This is a genomic window from Rhodospirillales bacterium, assembly GCA_016712595.1.
In the GTDB taxonomy this organism is placed as follows: domain Bacteria; phylum Pseudomonadota; class Alphaproteobacteria; order Rhodospirillales; family Defluviicoccaceae; genus Defluviicoccus.
In genome coordinates this window covers 523833-541262 of the sequence record JADJQT010000001.1, presented here as the reverse complement: position 1 = coordinate 541262, position 17430 = coordinate 523833, and the positions used below count along the sequence as shown (strand labels likewise).

General features: G+C 61.5%; 11 protein-coding genes and 2 pseudogenes. 2 read left to right on the top strand and 11 right to left on the bottom strand.

The features are described 5' to 3' along the window. Positions 1-10: 10 nt before the first annotated feature. Positions 11-457 carry a hypothetical protein gene (locus tag IPK66_02420; protein MBK8174177.1) on the bottom strand — a complete coding sequence of 149 codons (447 nt, stop codon included), beginning with the start codon at positions 455-457 and terminating at the stop codon, positions 11-13. A 235-nt stretch (positions 458-692) separates the two neighbouring features. Beyond that, positions 693-851, bottom strand: a pseudogene (locus IPK66_02415) (transposase). A gap of 112 nt (positions 852-963) precedes the next feature. Between IPK66_02415 and IPK66_02410 the strand changes: the two are divergent. Next, positions 964-1188: pseudogene (locus tag IPK66_02410) on the top strand (helix-turn-helix domain-containing protein). A gap of 506 nt (positions 1189-1694) precedes the next feature. Here IPK66_02410 and IPK66_02405 read toward each other — a convergent pair. Next, positions 1695-2132 (bottom strand): flagellar FliJ family protein, encoded by a 438-nt coding sequence (locus IPK66_02405; protein MBK8174176.1) that lies wholly within the window; start codon positions 2130-2132, stop codon positions 1695-1697. Positions 2133-2178: 46 nt separating this feature from the next. Continuing rightward, positions 2179-3555, bottom strand: coding sequence for a flagellar protein export ATPase FliI (fliI, locus tag IPK66_02400; protein MBK8174175.1), 1377 nt, complete (start codon positions 3553-3555; stop codon positions 2179-2181). A 231-nt stretch (positions 3556-3786) separates the two neighbouring features. Between fliI and IPK66_02395 the strand changes: the two genes are divergently transcribed. Further along, positions 3787-4500, top strand: a complete 714-nt coding sequence (locus IPK66_02395) for a response regulator transcription factor (protein ID MBK8174174.1) — start codon at positions 3787-3789, stop codon at positions 4498-4500. Positions 4501-4601: 101 nt separating this feature from the next. Here IPK66_02395 and IPK66_02390 read toward each other — a convergent pair whose 3' ends face one another. From IPK66_02390 to IPK66_02360, 7 genes are all read right to left on the bottom strand, one after another. After that, on the bottom strand, positions 4602-5456 hold the full coding sequence (locus IPK66_02390) for a protein-glutamate O-methyltransferase CheR (protein MBK8174173.1): 855 nt from the start codon (positions 5454-5456) through the stop codon (positions 4602-4604). Further along, a complete protein-coding gene (locus tag IPK66_02385; protein ID MBK8174172.1) occupies positions 5453-6574 on the bottom strand; it encodes a chemotaxis response regulator protein-glutamate methylesterase in 1122 nt (373 codons plus the stop codon). Before IPK66_02385 ends, IPK66_02390 begins: the two co-directional genes overlap by 4 nt. An 80-nt stretch (positions 6575-6654) precedes the next feature. Continuing rightward, positions 6655-7023, bottom strand: coding sequence for a response regulator (locus tag IPK66_02380; protein MBK8174171.1), 369 nt, complete (start codon positions 7021-7023; stop codon positions 6655-6657). 92 nt (positions 7024-7115) lie between these two features. Continuing rightward, positions 7116-9842, bottom strand: coding sequence for a chemotaxis protein CheW (locus tag IPK66_02375; GenBank protein MBK8174170.1), 2727 nt, complete (start codon positions 9840-9842; stop codon positions 7116-7118). 99 nt (positions 9843-9941) lie between these two features. Beyond that, positions 9942-10793: a hypothetical protein gene (locus IPK66_02370; GenBank protein MBK8174169.1), complete on the bottom strand. Its 852-nt coding sequence runs from the start codon at positions 10791-10793 to the stop codon at positions 9942-9944. A gap of 244 nt (positions 10794-11037) precedes the next feature. Beyond that, positions 11038-15504, bottom strand: coding sequence for a translocation/assembly module TamB domain-containing protein (locus tag IPK66_02365; GenBank protein MBK8174168.1), 4467 nt, complete (start codon positions 15502-15504; stop codon positions 11038-11040). Beyond that, on the bottom strand, positions 15504-17417 hold the full coding sequence (locus IPK66_02360) for an outer membrane protein assembly factor (protein ID MBK8174167.1): 1914 nt from the start codon (positions 17415-17417) through the stop codon (positions 15504-15506). The genes IPK66_02365 and IPK66_02360 overlap by 1 nt, the downstream gene beginning before the upstream one ends. Positions 17418-17430 lie beyond the last annotated feature (13 nt).

Sequence of the window (17430 nt, the reverse complement as noted above, 5' to 3'; positions counted from 1 at the left end):
CTCGGGGCGATCATTCGCCGTATGAGGCGCTCCGGGCTGGGAAAGCGGGGCCGTTTTGCGTTCCCGCCCGTCGCTCTTCGAAGCGTCCGTAAAACGCGGCTGGCGGGGCTGCGATTGCCTCATGCAAGACGATGCTGAGCAGCACGGACAGCACGATGATGGCGAAGATCTGCTCCTGTCCCTGGAAGCCGAAGCGGTCGATAGCCAGAGGCAGGTCGAGGACTGAGGCAATGCCGCGCGGACTCGACCAGCCGAGGAAGGCAACCGTCGGCTGGTCCAGGCGTGAGCCGATGAGGCTGATCGCGGTCAGCAGCATGCGCACCACGCTCAGGCTGGCCAGCGCGTAGACCAGCGCCCGCCAGTCCCACAGCGGTACAGCCATCGGCAGCATCATCAGGCCGAAGATCAGGAACACACACAGCGAAAACTGAGCGCTGTCCGCATCTTCCGGTTCCATGACAACATCCGCGATCACGTCGGAGCCGCCTCGTCGCCCAGCCCTCGCGCATTATGACCATCGGCACGCGCAGCTGAGCACATAGGTCATGAACCGCGGAAGTTGGCATAATGAGACCTGTGCACGGGTATTTTTTGGTTTGATTATAGAGGGATGGTTGGCTCGGAGCGGGCGTCTGATGGTGGTGGTAGAGCGGTGTGCGGGGACCGCGGTGTCGCTCACGCGGGCCGGGCGGTCAAAGTAGGGTTTGCTTGAGGTTGTCGGCGATGGCGGTGAAGTGAACCTGGGCGGCGGCTTTGGCGAGACCTCGCCATCGCATCCGCCTGAGCCCGTAGCTTCGCTTCCAGGTGCCAAAGATTTTCCCGATCCGGCTGCGGACGCAGTGAATGAACTGAGCTGTAAAGGTTTGGAGTTGATCGGACGGTACGGTTTGGTAGCGGTGGGCTGAGGTGCGCCGGGATGGGGTGATCATCCTATACCGGCGCACGAACAAAGGCGATCCGCCGATGACGCAGACGCAGCAAGTGATCAAGTCGAAGATCGGGCTGTTCGAGTTGGCGAAGCAGCTCGGTGACGTCAGCCAGGCGTGCAAGATTCTGGGCTACAGTGGGACAGCTTCTATCGGTTCAAAAACCGTACGAGAAGGGTGGCGAGCTGGCGCTGCAGGAGATCAGCCGCCGAAAGCCGATATTAAGAACCGGGTGAATCCGTCGATCGAGGCGGCAGTGGTCGACCTGGAGAAGGTGAAAGCCGACAGGGGGGCGCACGGCAAGTTCGAGAGCGAATGCCCGGATATTGCAGCGCGCAACGTCTACCTCTGTTCCAGCGACGAGCTGCTGCGAAGTGAAGGAAACCTGCATGACAATGGACGAACGCTGCGTTACTTGGCCATACGCCTCGCGAATACAGAATCATTCGCTCAGTCGCGACGCGATAGGAATAATGTCAGGATGACGTTCCCTCACCTCAAGTACATCCCGGGATCACTCGGTTGCGGATCCGCGGCTCAACTAGCGTTCACGACGAAATGCTCCTCGCCATCTGCGCCCAGAATTTGCCAAAACTGATCCGTCGCCTCATCTCTCAGCAACAGACCGCCCCGGTATTACTCGAGGCCGTCCGCCAACGACGGCGGTCATCCACCGCCCCACAAACCGATCCGCTTGACCCCGCTCCGCAGAATAACCGACTTTTTCAACAGCATCGGAAATCCCCCGCGTCAAGTCACCTTCATCGCTCAGCGGCATGACCCGCTTGCAGGGCGACGGGCGTGGCCAAGCACGGCCATCTCGTCAAGGGTCGCTCGTTCCTCGCGCGCCCGTTCGGCGGCCTCGCGCTGACCTCGTGCTTCATCCGCCAGTTCGATCGTGCGCAGCTCGCGATAGCATGCCTGCACCGCGTCGCGTTGGTGCGCGACTTCCCCTTGTGCCGTTTCGATTGCCTTAAGACAGGTCGTACGGCGTTGGTCGACCGCGCTCGCAAATGCCGAATAGGTAAGCGCATGTTCAGCCGGTGCATCACGCACGTACGCCTGCTCTTCTTCAATCCATGCATCGATGGCGCGCAAAGCAGCTTCATGCTTGTCCAGCACTTGCAGGTTCTCCGCCAGAACGCGCTGCTGCTCGTCGAGTCGCCAGCGATGCAGGCGGATTAGTGTCGCCAGCTTTCCTGCCACCGCCACCTCTTTGATTGTCGTTTACGCTTGCGCGCGGCGTGGCGCATTACGTCGCCATTTCCGGCGCCTCCGCCAGCACTTGTTCCAGCGCGGCGTATGAGTCAAATAGAGAGCACCTTTCGTTTCGCCCCTGGCCGATAAACGCTTCCAGCTTGGGATAGAGTTGCACCGCGAGATCGACCTCGGGATCAGCGCCCTTGCGATACGCACCCAGGCGGATCAGCTCCGCCATGTCCTCATAGACCGAGAGCAGGCGGCGAGCCCGCCGGATGAGTGTATTCTCAGCATCGGAGTTACAACCGGGTAGACTCCGAGAGACGCTTTTCAGTACGTTGATCGCCGGAAAACGGCCCCGCTCGGCGATCGCGCGATCGAGGACGACGTGGCCATCGAGAATTCCGCGCACAGCATCGGCGATGGGCTCATTGTGGTCGTCCCCGTCCACGAGCACGGTGAACAGGCCGGTAATGCTACCCTGCCCGGCGGTTCCTGGGCCGGCGCGCTCGAGCAGACGTGGCAATTCGGCAAACACTGATGGTGTGTAGCCTTTGCTCGTCGGCGGCTCGCCGGCTGCAAGGCCGATTTCCCGCTGCGCCATCGCGAAGCGGGTGACGCTATCCATCAGACACAGCACGCGAGCTCCGTGATCGCGGAAATACTCAGCGATTGCGAGTGTCGTATATGCGGCATGACGGCGGAACGGAGGAGACTGGTCGGAGGTGGCGACGACGACGACACTTCGCTTCAATCCCTCCTCGCCGAGGCTGTCCTCGATAAACTCGCGCGCCTCACGGCCGCGTTCGCCGATCAACCCGATGACGGTGACATCCGCCTCTGTATGTCGGGCCAGCATCGATAAGAGGCTCGATTTGCCGACGCCAGATCCGGCAAAGACCCCGAGTCGTTGACCGCGGCAGCAGGTGAGAAACGCGTTGATCGCCCGCACACCCAGGTCGAGTTTGCCCTCAACCCGCTGACGTGCGTGCGCGTCGGGCGGCACACTGCGCAGCGGATAGCGCTCGAGCCCGAGCGGCAACGGGCCACGTCCGTCGACGGGCTCGCCAAGAGCACCTAGAACCCGACCGAGCCAGCGTGTGTTCGGATATACCGCGTCATCATCACCGCCGACCTCGGCACGGCAGCCGGGGCCGAGACCGGTGACTGGCCCGTAGGGCATGACGAGACTCCGACCGCCACGAAAGCCGATAACTTCCGCCATCGTCGCGACACCACTGCGATCAATCAGCCGGCAGCGATCCCCAACCGCGAGGACGTTCGATAACGCCTCGACCTCGACCAGAAGCCCGGTGATTCCAGAGACGCAACCGTAGCGCACATGATCGGGAATCTTGCCCAGACGCGACGCGAGGCTGGTGGCAAGGCACGACGGAAAAGCAGTGGCGCTGGGGCTCGGCACGGACATTGGCTCCCTTCGATCAACGCGATCGCAGCTTCAGTCTGGCGCGAAGCGCGTTAAGGGCCGATGAATGACAGCAACAGATTGAAATTTAATGAGATTATCTATGATACTCGTATAGATTGTAGCAAAATTGAAATTTATAACTTTTTCGTTGCATATACCCCGAACTGATACTATGTTTGGTGGAGCGTTTCTGAACATTGGCACTTAAAAAGTGTATACGGGGCCGACATCATGCGTGTTTTGCTCATCGAAGACGACCGTACGATCTCCCGCAGCATCCAACTGATGCTCAAGAGCGAGAACATGGTGGTTGATTCTACCGAATCCGGAGAGGACGGACTCGAGGTCGCCAAGCTATACGACTACGATATCGTCCTGCTCGACCTCGTCCTGCCCGACATGGACGGCGCCGAAGTTTTGCGTCGGTTGCGCCTGGCGCGGATCTCGACGCCTGTGTTGATCCTTTCGGGCCTGACGCAAGCGGACAACAAGGTGCGTTGCCTTGGGTCCGGTGCCGACGACTACTTAACAAAGCCGTTCGATAAGGGTGAGCTAATCGCCCGTATCCAGGCCATCGTCCGCCGCTCCAAGGGTCATGCACACTCGGAGATCCGTACCGGACGTCTTGCGGTCAATCTCGCGGCGCGCACCGTTTCCGTCGACGATCTACCGCTGCACCTGACCGGAAAAGAATATGGCATTCTCGAACTACTCAGTTTGCGCAAAGGTACGACACTCACCAAGGAGATGTTCCTAAATCATCTCTATGGCGGACTGGATGAGCCAGAATTGAAGATCGTCGACGTGTTTATCTGCAAATTGCGCAAGAAGCTTGCTGCCGCGACGCGCGGCGAGCATTACATAGAGACGGTGTGGGGCCGTGGGTATGTCTTGCGGGAGCCCACTCAGCATGGCGACCTTGCTTCCGAGGCGGTTGCTGCGTGATAGCTCGATCGGGAGGGGAGAGCCGGCAGGCCCTCCTCTCCCCGGAGCAACGCACGCTATGGCCACCAGAATACAATCAGAGATACACACAGATCAGGAAATCAACCGCGCGCACCGGCAGCCTGGCGGACCGGATCCGCGGCGGCGGTTTTGCGACGATAGACACCACGCTGGCTGGGAACCGGTTCGAGCACGTCCGATACACCGATGACGCTTTCAGCTCCGCCGAGAAACAAAACCGCGTCCGGAGCCATTGCTTCCGCTAGTTTATCCAGGACCTTTCGTTTCAGCGCCTGATCAAAATAGATTAGAAGATTACGACAGAAGATAATATCGAACGTCTTCTGGGGAGGTGCATCCTGGATAATATTATGTTCGCGGAATTCGATCATCGCACGCAGTGCCGGATCAATCTCCCAATGTGTGCCCATCTGCTTGAAGTACTTGACAAGCAAACGGATGGCGAGGCCGCGCTGGACTTCGAACTGCGAATAGACTCCCGCCCGCGCCTTGGTCAGAACCGGCCGCGCAAGGTCGGTTGCGGTAATGCTGATACGCCAGTCCGCCAGCTTTGCTCCTTCTTCCTTGAGCAACATGGCGATCGAATACGGCTCCTGGCCGGTCGAACAGGCGGCGCTCCAGATGCGTAATGTGCGGTTACCGCCGCGCGTGGCCATCAATGCGGGCAAAATATCCGTCCGCAACAGCTCGAAGGGGCGCGTATCACGAAAAAACAGCGTCTCATTGGTCGTCATCGCCTCGACCACTTCGCGAATGAGCCCTTGATCGCTGCCCGCGCGCAAGATCGCAACCAGCGCCGAAATGTTCGCCAGTTTCCGTTGCGCGACTATGGGTGACAGCCGGTTCTCGAGTAGATACGCCTTATCGGTGCCGATCACGATGCCCGCACGCTGGCGGATGAGGGTGCTAAGAAACTCCAGATCCGCAGGTGTCATCGGACGACTGCTCCCTTGGCGAGCGCGACCATCGTCGCGGCGATGCGGTCGAGGGGTTCGACCGCGCAACACAGCCCAGCACTGGCGACCGCTCCGGGCATTCCCCAGACGACGCTGCTGGCTTGATCTTGAGCGACGACGTTACCTCCGGACTCGACGAGTTGGCGGCTACCGGCGAGGCCGTCCGCGCCCATTCCGGTCAGAATGACGGCAAGCGCCCGGCTACCGTAACAGCGCGCGAGACTACGCAGCATCGGATCGACCGACGGCCGGCAGAAGTTCTCCGGCGGCTCACGGGTTAATTTCAACCGTGCGTTGCCTGGCGCTCCCTCGACGATCATGTGAAAATCGCCGGGTGCGACATAGAGCCGTCCGCCCTCGAGCGTTTCGCCCGACTTTGCCTCGGCGCACGGAAGGCCGCTGACCCGCTGCAGGTGTTCGGCGAGAATGGTGGTAAATGTCGGCGGCATATGCTGGGTAATCAGCAAAGGCTGCGCGAAATCGCCCGGCTTGATCGACTTCAGTACGGCTGCGAGCGCCTGGGGCCCGCCGGTAGAACAGCCGATGGCGATTACGTCCGGGCGATTCCGAACGGTCGGACGCAGCGAGAGTTTGGTCTGCGCAACAGCCGCGGTCGGCACGGCTGGTGTACGCGTCACGCGGCGCGAAACCTCGCTCACGGACGCCACTGGCGTCGTCGATGAGGTCGCCGGCGCCAGCCTCCTGCGGCGAACTCCGCCCAGCGTCTTGACCTTCAATAACAATTCGCGACGAAAGTCGGCCGCTCCAACAAGTTCGCGCGATGAGGGCTTCGGCAGATAGTCCGCCGCACCCGCATCGAGCGCGCGGATACTGATCTGTGCATTATGCTGTGTCAGGGTCGAGGCCATTATGACCTGTATGGTCGGATCGATCGCGATCAGCTTGCCGAGCGCCGTGATCCCATCCATTACCGGCATCTCGATATCGAGAACGATGACATCCATGTCGCGGCTTCGCGAAAGCCGTTCGACGGCAAGAGAGCCGTTGCTTACCGAAGCGACAACGCAGACCTCGGGGTCTGACTCCAGCATCCGGGTTATCAGCCCGCGAACGACCGCCGAGTCATCCGCGACCATCACCCGGACGGGATTTCCGCCAGTTTCGTGCACGCGCCCAGCGGTTGCGTTATCTCGAACGTTCAACATGTCGTCTCCGCTCAATCCAGCAGGCCGAGCTGCTCGAATTTGAGCTGAATGATCTCGCTATCGAACGGCTTCATGATGTACTCGTTCGCGCCAAGCTCGATCGCCTGCTGAATGCGCGATAACTCGCTTTCGGTCGTGCAGAAAACGACGATCGGATCGCCGCCGTTTGACATGCGACGCAATGCGACGAGGAACTCGATCCCGCTCATGATCGGCATGTTCCAGTCGAGCAGAATTGCGTCAGGCATTTCTTCACAGCAGCGTGTCAGAGCCTCTTGGCCATGCGCAGCTTCCTTTACATCGAATTGCAATTCCTGAAGGACTTTGCGTGCGACCATTCGAATGACCCGCGAGTCATCGACGACAAGACAAGTTTTCATGACAGGCTCCGATCCTTAATCAGTTTCGGAATGTTGCGCCGCTCAAGCATGGGTTTTTCCGTACAGACCGATTGGCGCGTCGACGGATGCGATCACGCATGTGCCGTACGCAAGGTTTTTTGCAGACTGGATACCAACCCTTCGCGATCGAACTTGGCGATGTAGTCGGTGAACCCCGCCGTTCGGCCCCGGGCAAGGTCTCGCTCGGAGGCATGAGACGACAGCGCCAACAGGGGCATCTCACACCAGTTCCCTTCGCGCCGGACGGTCTCCGCGAATTCGAAGCCGTCCATTCCGGGCATTTCGATATCGCTGATGATCGCTTCGAACTTGACACCACGATCGCGCAGAGCGAGTGCGTGCTGAGCATCGTCAGCGGTTGTCACAGTGTAGCCGAGGGACTCGAGGAACGGGGTTAGAAGTCGCTGGAAGAACGGGCTATCCTCGACCAACAGCACCCTGGGGGATTGTTTCACCTCGCTGAGATGAGCAAGATTGTTCTCGAACCAGCCCGGTAAAGCCTGGGTCAGGTAATGTGCCGCGTCCACAAGTTCGGTCGCGCGCCCGTTGACAACGATGCTTCCGACCGAGGCCTCACGCTGCGCCGCCAACTCGATCACCAGCCGTTCCTCGGCGATATCGACAATCTCTTCGACGATCAATCCCATTGAGCGGCCACGGTCGGTAAACACGAGAACCGGCCGCCTCCCTTCGCGTGGCCAGGCGAAGTTCGGATCACACGCGACGAGCGGCATAAGATGACCGCGATACTGTATCATCGGCCGATCCTGCGGACGTTCGACGGTTGCGAGGTCGATCTCCTCCAGGCGGGCGACGAGTTCGAGCGGGATGGCCTTCATGCCCTCACCTCCAGCACGGAAGACGAGCAAGCGTGATTTTGCGCCGTCGTCGTGCTCCGCCTCGGATGTCGCGTCTTCCGTCTGGGAAGACTGCTGGCCGATAGCCTGGGCGATGCCGTTGGGATCGAGGATCATCACGACCCCGCCGTCCCCAAGGATGGTATTGCCGGCATAGTAGCGAATGCCGCGCAGAAGTGGGTTGACCGGCTTGACGACGATTTCTTCGGTATCAAACACCTCATCCACGATCACCCCGAACCGAAGCTGGCCGACCTGAGTGACGACGACGCACGCGTCGGAAATCTCACCCATCGACGGGACAGATTCGGCCGTGCCGTTCTTGATGTTCAGCAAGACACGAAGGTCAATCAGCGGCAGCAAGCGGTCGCGTAGCCGAAGCAACGGAGTTTGGCGAATGGTCTCGATGCGAGTCTCGCCCGAGCCGTTGACCCGAACGAGTTCGACGACGCAAATCTGCGGCAACGCGAAGCGCTGCCCTCCGGCGGCGACGATCAGCGCCGAGACGATGGCAAGGGTGAGGGGGATTTTGACGATGATCGTCGAGCCTTTGCCCGGCGTCGACGTCAGCTCAATGTTACCGCCGATCTTTTCGATGTTCGTGCGCAGGACGTCCATCCCGACACCACGGCCGGAAACGCTCGTCACTTTGTCTGCGGTTGAGAAACCCGCTTGAAAGACGAACTGATAGATCTGCTGATCAGACATTTGCGCGAGATCGGCCTCGCGAACGAGCCCCTTCTCCAGCGCCTTGGCGCGAATTCGCTCAAGGTTCAGGCCGCGACCGTCATCGCTGACTTCGATGATGATGTGACCGCCCTCGTGATGCGCGGAGAAACGGATCACTCCTGTTTCGGGTTTCCCCGCCTTTCGCCGCTCTTCAGGCGTCTCGATCCCATGATCAGCCGCGTTGCGCACCATGTGGGTGAACGGGTCCTTGACCAGTTCCAGAACCTGGCGATCGAGTTCGGTCGTCTCGCCATGCATCTGCAACTCGAGCTTCTTGCCCGTTTCATGCGCGAGGTCGCGAACGATACGCGGCAGCTTCGACCAGGCATTGCCGATCGGCTGCATGCGCGTTTTCATCACGCCTTCCTGCAGCTCGCTGGTGATGTGGCTCAACCGCTGCAGGGGTACCGAAAAGCCGGTATCCGACTGGCCACGAACCATCTGCAGGAGCTGATTGCGCGTCAGAACCAGCTCGCTGACCAGGTTCATCAGCGATTCCAACGTTTCCACCGAGACCCGGATCGATTGCTGAGCGACCGGAACCGCCTTCGTCGCCGTGACCGTCGTGCCCGCGGACTCACCGACAGCCGCCTCAACCACGGGAGCGCTCGACGGAGCTGGTGGATTGCTGGGAACCGGCGGCTTCACCGCATCCGCGCATTCGTCTTCGGCCGTCAATTCGCCAGCAAGGGTCGCGCCGGTATCGCCGATGACGGACGCGGCAAGGGTAGGTGATGCTGCCTCTCCTGCCGGTAGAGCGGAAGCCGGAATCACCGCTTCTGCAAGAGCAGGCGCCGCCTTTGAAGCACTCGGCTCGGGTTCAACCGAACCTGTCCCTCCGGATGCGATGTCGTTCAGCTCGGCGAGAAGGACACTATCATTGCCAGCGGGCTCCGCGCCCGTTTCCTCGAGCGTCGCCAGAAGAGCGCGGATGGCATCGATGCACTTCAAGATCGCCGTCACCGCCTTGGGTGTCACCGGTAGAACGCCATCTCGGAACTTGCCGAGCACGTTTTCGCCAGCATGGGCGATTGATTCCAGTCGCGGTAACCCGATAAACCCACACGTTCCCTTGATCGTGTGAACCAGCCGGAAAATATTGCCAAGAGTGGCGGTGTCGTCCGGCTGATGCTCGAACTGCACCAGTTCAGCGTCGAGGACAGCCAGACTCTCGGAGGTTTCGGTCAAGAATTCGCGCAGCAGGTCGTCCATGGTCGGCTCGACTTCATCCTGTGGCATCCATCGGCACGCATCGCGCGGCCGGTTCACGCTGCCAAGGTAGCACGAGACCGTTTACAACTTATGAGCGGATCATATATTTACGCACGCGCCATGGATGCGCGACACCTCGTGTTCACCAAGCCGACGGGCGCTCGAGCGCTGTTTGCTCGCCTCTTTGGGAATGCGGACATCGATGCGCAGTTCGTGAGGGGTGCGGGCGAGAAAGACGAGAGACGCGTCCAATCGTTCCGCTAGCCGCGATAGATAGTAGGCATGTACCGTCCGCGCGGTAATCCCGGCGGCATCCGCTGCCTGCAGCGCATCGACGACGTCGCTTGACAGCCTTGCCGATGCACCGCTGACGACCAGCGAAATGCTGATCTCCCGGCCTTTGTGCAAGGCTTCGACGCGCACTCCGCCGCCACGCGGCAGGGCGTCGGCCGCGAGGAGAACCAGACAGAGCAGCATTCGCAAGCCATCGTTCGTAAGGGCGATGTCGCCCGCTCCGTTGAAGCCATCCGCCCACTCGACCTGCGCACGGCCACCATAGAGAAAGCCATCGCTCAGCGCGCGAAGTTCGGCCGTCGATAACACCACGTCGTTGCGGCTTCCTTGTCCAAAAATCATGCGGAAGAATTTCAGCCGCCCCGTGAGCTGGCGAGCGCTGTCGATAATTAATTCGCGCGCCTCGCCGTCGTCCGTACCGTCGCCTTCGCCGATCAATTCTTCACCTGCGTTGATCGCCGAAGCCGGCCCAATGAGGTCATGACAGAGTCGGGCACACAACAGCTGACCAATCCGCAACTCGTCCTCGTCATCGCCGCGCGTGAACCGCACCGGATGTACCGGCGATTGCGCCAAGTCCACGCCATCCGCCGAGGTGATCCGCTGTGGCGCTGCCGTCCGATGCGATGCGGAGTCTCTGGATGCATTGATCAGCATGGCGGCCCTCTTGAGCACACGTATTAAGTGTTCATCTATTCACAAGCACAACTTTAATCAAATGTCGCGCTCGCGTAAAGAGGGCACAGAAAATATTTTATCGCCATTATAGGTTGTGGATTACGGTTGGCGAACGCACGGCGACAGGCTCATTTCAGGAGAAAGCAATCGTGGTTGTTCTCGCTTCATCGCGACCCGGCAGCGGCGGGCGGGGAGCCTCAGCGCAGCCCTCCGCCGGTTCGGCTCAATAATCCCACTTCCACTTAAGACCGAACGCGCCTTGGGTACCGGTGGTGTTCTGCTGCAGCTCGCTTTCGATACTTATCCCTGGCAGGATCTCGACCTCGACCGAGCCTGCCTGCGAACCACTCTCGATGCCCTGTTCCGCACCAATGTAGACGCGGTCGCCCACATATCGGCCGACCGCCACGCTTGAGCCGCCTGAATTATCGGAGTTCGGTTGCACAGTCAGAGTATCGAGCCCGAGCAGCGTACGAGCGAAGCTGAATGCATCGTCGGTCATGCTTTCGCCGCGAGCCAGACTGTCAACGGCGGCGGCGAGCTGCACCGCCTCGACGGGCCCGAGCTTCGCCGAACTTTTATTGAACAGCACCTGCGACAGGATTTCGCTCTCCGGCAGCGGCGGCTGCGAGGTAATCGAGATCTCCGGATGCGAAGCGAGGCCGCTGATGCCGATTTGTGCGGTTATGTTCGAGGCGGTATACTTGGCGACCGCATCGATAATCGGATCAGGCGGCTGTCCGCCGGTGAATGTGATCGTTCCCCGATCGAAGACGAACCGCTTACCGGCGAAGGTGAAGCTGCCGCGCACGAACGCGATCGTTCCGCGGATCTGAGGCTCGTCCGTCGTCCCTGTGACCGTCAGCGCGCCTGACCATTCGGAATCAAGCCCGCGTCCGCGCACGAAAACCCGGCTGGGCAGCGAAACCACGACATCGAGCGCGGCCGAAAAAGCGGGCTTTTCCTGCTCTTTCACTCCGCCTCTATTCTGCCCTTGCGGGCCAGCGGCATGGCCACCGATCTCGGTGACCGGCAAAATGACGACGGAGGGTGGAAGACGATCAAGGAGCCGTATCTCGATTGTTGAGGTCTCGATCCGGCCGGCGAGCCGAGCCGTCTCGCCCGTCGCCGAATACGTAAGATCTGCATTCGTCGTGGCCGTCACGTCATCGCGGCGGACGAGGGTCGCATTTTGCGCCCGCGCCGTGCCAGTGACATCAAGCGATCCGTCTGCGGTAAGCCCGGCGCGGGCTTTCGCGGCGATCCGTCCATTACCGGCGTCACTGCCCGTCAGGCTGACGTCGAGCGTACGTGGATCACGGGCGGTCAGGTGGAGCGCGAGGTCCCGTAACAACGTCCCCGAGACAAAATTTTCGTACGTTCCGTTCTCAACGTTGATCCCGCCGTCAATCGTCGGCGCAGCCAAGCTGCCGCCGAACCGCACATCACCCTTTAAAGAGCCGGCGATGCGCTGATCTGGAAGCGCGAGCAGCGAGGTTAGCTCGCCAACGTCACCATCAACCCGCATGCTACCGTCGATGAGAGCTGTTTGATCAACAATCGGCGCGGTCGCGCCGGCGGGAAGGCGGATCGGCAATCGCCCGGCCAGCGCCAGGGTTGGCGCGTGTGGACCATTGACATTCCCTTCGACGGTGAGCACCCCGGCACCGAGCACAGCCCGGAAACGGGCATCAATCTTCGTTGGCTCATGACCGGTGTCAAGGCCGACCCCACTCAGTCGGATCGACGCATCGCCCGTCGTATCCTTGCCCTGCGTGCCCAAAGCGAGGGTCAGGTCGAGCTTCCCGCTCGACGGCGCGGTGTCGGACAGCAGGCGTGCCAAACCAACGGGCAGAGCCGTCGCTTCGATCTTTGCCGTCGTCTCGCCCGGCCCGAAGCCGGCGTCGGCGTTCAGCCGACCTTCGCCGACAGCCAGCGCGAGTCCGTCAAGGGTCACGCGACCGGGGGAGGAGACACAGACCGCCGGCCGCTGCAGTGCCAGCGCCCGGCCTCCCAACCGACCGTCCAAGCGATCCAACCTCAGGCGGATTGTATTGCCGTCCTGCGTCAGTATCCCTGATGCATCGACGCTCTCTGCCGCGGGAGCCGGCATTACCCTCGGCCCATTCGCGGCCAGACTCAGCCTCATTTCGCGCATTGTGCCACCGGCATGGGCGTTCAGGCGCTCAATGCGTGCGGGGCCGATGCTTGCATCGCCAACCGTCACGTTGGCTGACAGCCCTGGAGCGGTGAAGGCATCGTCGATGGTCGCATCCGCCTCAAGCGAGCCAATCGCCGCTTGTTGTTCATCAGCTTCGCTCCAGACGATCGATCTGCCGCCAGCGCGCGCGGTGATCCGCTGCCGGCCGCCGTCGCCGGCGAACGCCATATCGACGTCGAACAAGCCACGCATCAGGTTTTCACCGATACGCACTCCCGCCCTGGGATCATTGACGCGCGCGTGCGCGGTGCCGGATAGCAGGCCAGCATCGAGCGTCGCCACGATGTCGGCGTCAAGGGAAGCGCCGCCCACCGTTACCGTTACCGGGGCGAGATGCAATCGGCCCGCCGGTTCGCTGACGAACGTCGCCATCGCTGTCATAGGACCAAGATCGGACGTCGCTTGCGCGCTGACGCGGCCGTTGGGCCGAGACGCGGTATCGGCGGTATCAAATTCAACGTGCGCGGAAGCGACGCGCACGCCGCCAGCAAGACCGTCGCGCAACTGTCCGATCACGCGGACGGACGGGTCAACCAAGTTCCCGGACGCGGCAGCGTCAATGGTCAAATGACCGCCCAGCGCCGTGCCAAGCGGCTTTGACAGCGGCACCAGCGTCGGCACCTCGAGGCGGAAACGGGAATCCAGCGCAGCGAAATCCGCTGATATGCGCGCGCTCCCCTCACCTTCCACATTGCGGGCCGCGATGTGGAGGCGGGCGACGTTAAGGCCGGCGCGGTTGTCGAAGTGGAATCCCGTCTCCAGCCGCGGCTCGCCTCCGAGCAGGGCATCGGCCGCAGCAATCCCGCTACGCAGTCCGGAAAAGTTCAGCGACCCGGTTCCGTCGATTGTCCTCTGCTCGACGTTTCCGTTGACACTCAATGTCGCGTGACCACTGCCGAGCGCCGACTGACCGACCGCTGCGGCGATTGGATTAAGGTCGGGAATCGTCAATTCGGCACTGGCTTCGAGCGCTCCGTCGCCTACGCCGAAACCGGCTTGGGCGTGGAGTTGCGCGCCAGCAGCCGTCAGATCAAGTGAGCGCAGGACGAGCTGAGCATGCGGCTCGTCGAACGCGGCATCGACCTGCAAGGTCGGGGTGCGCCCGACGACAGAGCGGGCAATGGGAGACGCCGCTTCAGCACCGATCAGCTGAACATCGGCCTTGAGCGCCGTGACCGCCGCCTGGTTCTCATCGCCGTGGATTGAAGACGCGCGAGCACGCCAGTCAAGCCGCTCGGCACGCAGATCAGGTGCCTCGATTCCGATAATGCTGCCGTCCGCCGTAACGTCTGGCTTGGCCAGAGCGCCGTCGATAATCGCATGCGCCGTCGCCCGATCCATCCGCAGCGATCCGAGAAGGCCGGGAGCGAGCGCTGCGGCATCAATGCTGACATCGACGCTTGCGTCCAGTTTCGAGCGATCAACACCGAGCCGACCGGCGGCGTTCATGGCCGCGCCGGCGGCCTCGATTGATAGGCGATCGATTTGGATCTCGTCATCACTGGGCGCGTTGAGATCGGCGGCGAAGGTCACGCCTTGGGACAAGGCCGGGCGCAATGCCGGCACCAGATCCGCTTGCGGATCGAGCCGCCCTGCGACCGAAAGCCCACGGCCGCTCCCCGTTGCCCGGACGGTCAAATCGGCGGTAAGCCGCGCCCAATTCGCCGCCTCCACGACCAGCGCGCCGTGCCAATCGGCGATTGGTCCCTGGCCAGCGAGGGTAGCGTCGAGTGGCGGGCGCGCGGGAATCCCCATGAGGCCGACAATCAGGCCGTCGGCCGGCTCGTGCACGGCAGCGTCAACATCAAGCACCGCGAGGGTGAGATCGTAGTCAACGGCGATGTGCACGATGTTCTGCCTGCCACCGTTCGGCGCCTCTTGCCCCTCGGCATCTGGCAGACGGTCGATGTCGAGTTGCGAGAGCACCCGACGGCCGCCGCGCGATGCCAGCCGGCCGTCGACACTCAATCGCATCGCCCGGCCGAGAACCGGCTTGTCGATCTGCACCACGTCGACGCCAATCCGGTCAATACGCAACGCGACAGGCAACTTCGGGATCTCGACCGGGGGCTGTTCGGTTTTGTCTGGAGCCGATGTGCCCCCCTGGGGAGCGCGCAGGATATGCAGTTCGGCAACGACGAGCTCGCTAATCGACAGCCTGCGCGCGAAGAGTGCCCAGGGTCGCCAGGAAAAACGCAGATTACGCGCCTCGAGCCACGGCCCGTTGTTATCAGCCAGGGTTATATCCGCGAGCGTGAGGCGCAGCGGCAGACCGGGTCCGATGCCACCGATCCTCACCGAACTCTCTCCAGGCACGGCAAGGAGAGCCTCGATTTCAGCGGCGAGCCATAATCGTCCTTGCTCCGTTTGGACGGCAAGAATCGCGCCGGCGACCGCCAGCACCAGGATCAAACCCAACCCAACAGCGACGATCACGATCCTTCGGGCGAGGGTTTTGCCACCGCTCATCAAAATGCCTGCCCCAGGCCAATATAGAACTGGAAAAGATCGTCAACGTGCTCGCGCGGATTAAGCGGAAAGGCAAAGTCGACGCGAACCGGACCGACGACGGTAAGATAGCGCAGTCCCAGACCCGCCGCCCACTGCAGGTTCTCGGAAAAGTCCGGCACAACCGGCGTGTAGATCTGGCCGGCATCGACAAATGGGACAAGGCCCAGGTTGCCCCAAACCATTGCTCGAAGCTCCGCGCTCGCTTCGAATAACGATCTGCCGCCGAGCGGCTTTTCACTGTCGTCGAGCGGACCGACCTTCTGGAATTCGTAGCCACGGATCGAATCGCCGCCACCGCCATAAAGGCGCTTGTTGGACGGGATGTCGCCGCGCGATGCCCCAACGATCGAGCCGATTTTCGCACGTGTAGCGAGCACATAACGCTTGTTCTCGCTCAGAGGAAGATAGCTCGACGCGCCAACGGAACTGACGAGAAAGTGCGCTGCCTGGTCGGACCACCCGGTATAGGGTGTCTCGTCGACGCGAAGCCGCATGCCCCGGCGGGGATCGAGCGGATCATCCGTTGTATCGCGTTCCAACGTGCCGGGAATGCCGAGAAGTGTCGACGTTATCGTGCCGTCCTCGTCATTATTGAGTTGCGACCATTCCAAAGACCCGCCGGCCGATCCTGTCCAATGCTCGCTCAGCGGTCGACGGATCTTCGCCAGGATCGAGGCGCCGAGTTCGTCGAAAGCATCCGTTTTCTGCCGTGTCGCCTTGACCTCGCCCAATAGGTCTTGTTCCGGCCGGTAGACGTCCGGCTTGATGACATCGACGGTCGCTTGCTGGCGGATCTGGCCGACTTCCAACGTGATCCTTAGATCCTCGCTGGCGCCGAACATGTTGCGGTGCTCCCAGAACACCTCCCCTGCCGGGCCCTCGCTCGTATAGTATTTGGCGCCTGCACCGATTGAGTGCTGGTTGCCCTCGATAGTTTCTACGGAAATCGGCACGGTGCCATTATCCGCGATTGTTTTCGCCGGATTGACGACGACGGAGGAGAACAGCCCCGATTTTGCCAGCGTGCCGCGAAACGCATCGACCTTGCGCTGGTCGTATGGCTCGCCTTCCTTCCAGGGAACGAGGCTACGGACGTACCACTCGTGCACGCCAATCAATCCGACGAAACTGACGGCACCGAATCGGCAGAACGGGCCTGGATCGATGGCGACATCGACGCTGACGCTCTGGTCGCGATGATCGACCACGACCCGTCGATCAATGAGTTTGGCAAACGGATACGCCGCATCGGCGAGAGCGGCGAATATCCTTTTTTCGGCCATGAGGATTTCAGCCGAGCGAACCCTTGCGTCGAGCTTAAGTCCAAGATTCGAGAGCGGTGGTGGTGGTGGCGGCGGCGGGATCGGCTCTGCGGATGGCTGCGTTGTGGGACCCGACGAATCCGGCGACGACCCGTCGCTGAATGTGACGTCATAGTGCGTCAGCCTATACCCGCGTCCAGTGTCGATGACGACGGTGATATTGGCAGGGATCGCAGTCCTGTCGATGCGGTATTCGATCGTCGAATCGTAGTAGCCTTCTGCTCGAAGGACGATGCGAAAGCGCTCGAGATCGTCGGTGATACGGCGGACGAGTCCCGCCTCCGACGCCGGCGCGTTATCTTTCAGCGCAATGAGTTGTGAGCTTCGCTCGAGCAGATCGGACAGGCCCCCGTCCTCGACCCCCTCAATCGTCACCGTATAGGCTGGGCGTTTTCCTTCGTCTGCCGTCTCGGCAACGCTCGCCCCTTCGTCCGCTCGTACTGGCGCAAGGACCACGGCTGCCCAAGTAGAGGCGAGCAGGAGGCCGACGGTAACCGCCAGCGCCCGCCAGCGGTGGAGCCGACGTGTCCGGGCGCCGACGAAGTGCACTGCTGGCGATTGA

Coding starts and splice junctions, on each gene's coding strand:
- IPK66_02420 (MBK8174177.1), bottom strand. CDS start 457: ATGGAACCGGAAGATGCGGACAGCGCTCAGTTTTCGCTGTGTGTGTTC.
- fliI (MBK8174175.1), bottom strand. CDS start 3,555: ATGTCCGTGCCGAGCCCCAGCGCCACTGCTTTTCCGTCGTGCCTTGCC.
- IPK66_02395 (MBK8174174.1), top strand. CDS start 3,787: ATGCGTGTTTTGCTCATCGAAGACGACCGTACGATCTCCCGCAGCATC.
- IPK66_02390 (MBK8174173.1), bottom strand. CDS start 5,456: ATGACACCTGCGGATCTGGAGTTTCTTAGCACCCTCATCCGCCAGCGT.
- IPK66_02385 (MBK8174172.1), bottom strand. CDS start 6,574: ATGGTCGCGGATGACTCGGCGGTCGTTCGCGGGCTGATAACCCGGATG.
- IPK66_02380 (MBK8174171.1), bottom strand. CDS start 7,023: ATGAAAACTTGTCTTGTCGTCGATGACTCGCGGGTCATTCGAATGGTC.
- IPK66_02375 (MBK8174170.1), bottom strand. CDS start 9,842: ATGGACGACCTGCTGCGCGAATTCTTGACCGAAACCTCCGAGAGTCTG.
- IPK66_02370 (MBK8174169.1), bottom strand. CDS start 10,793: ATGCTGATCAATGCATCCAGAGACTCCGCATCGCATCGGACGGCAGCG.
- IPK66_02365 (MBK8174168.1), bottom strand. CDS start 15,504: ATGAGCGGTGGCAAAACCCTCGCCCGAAGGATCGTGATCGTCGCTGTT.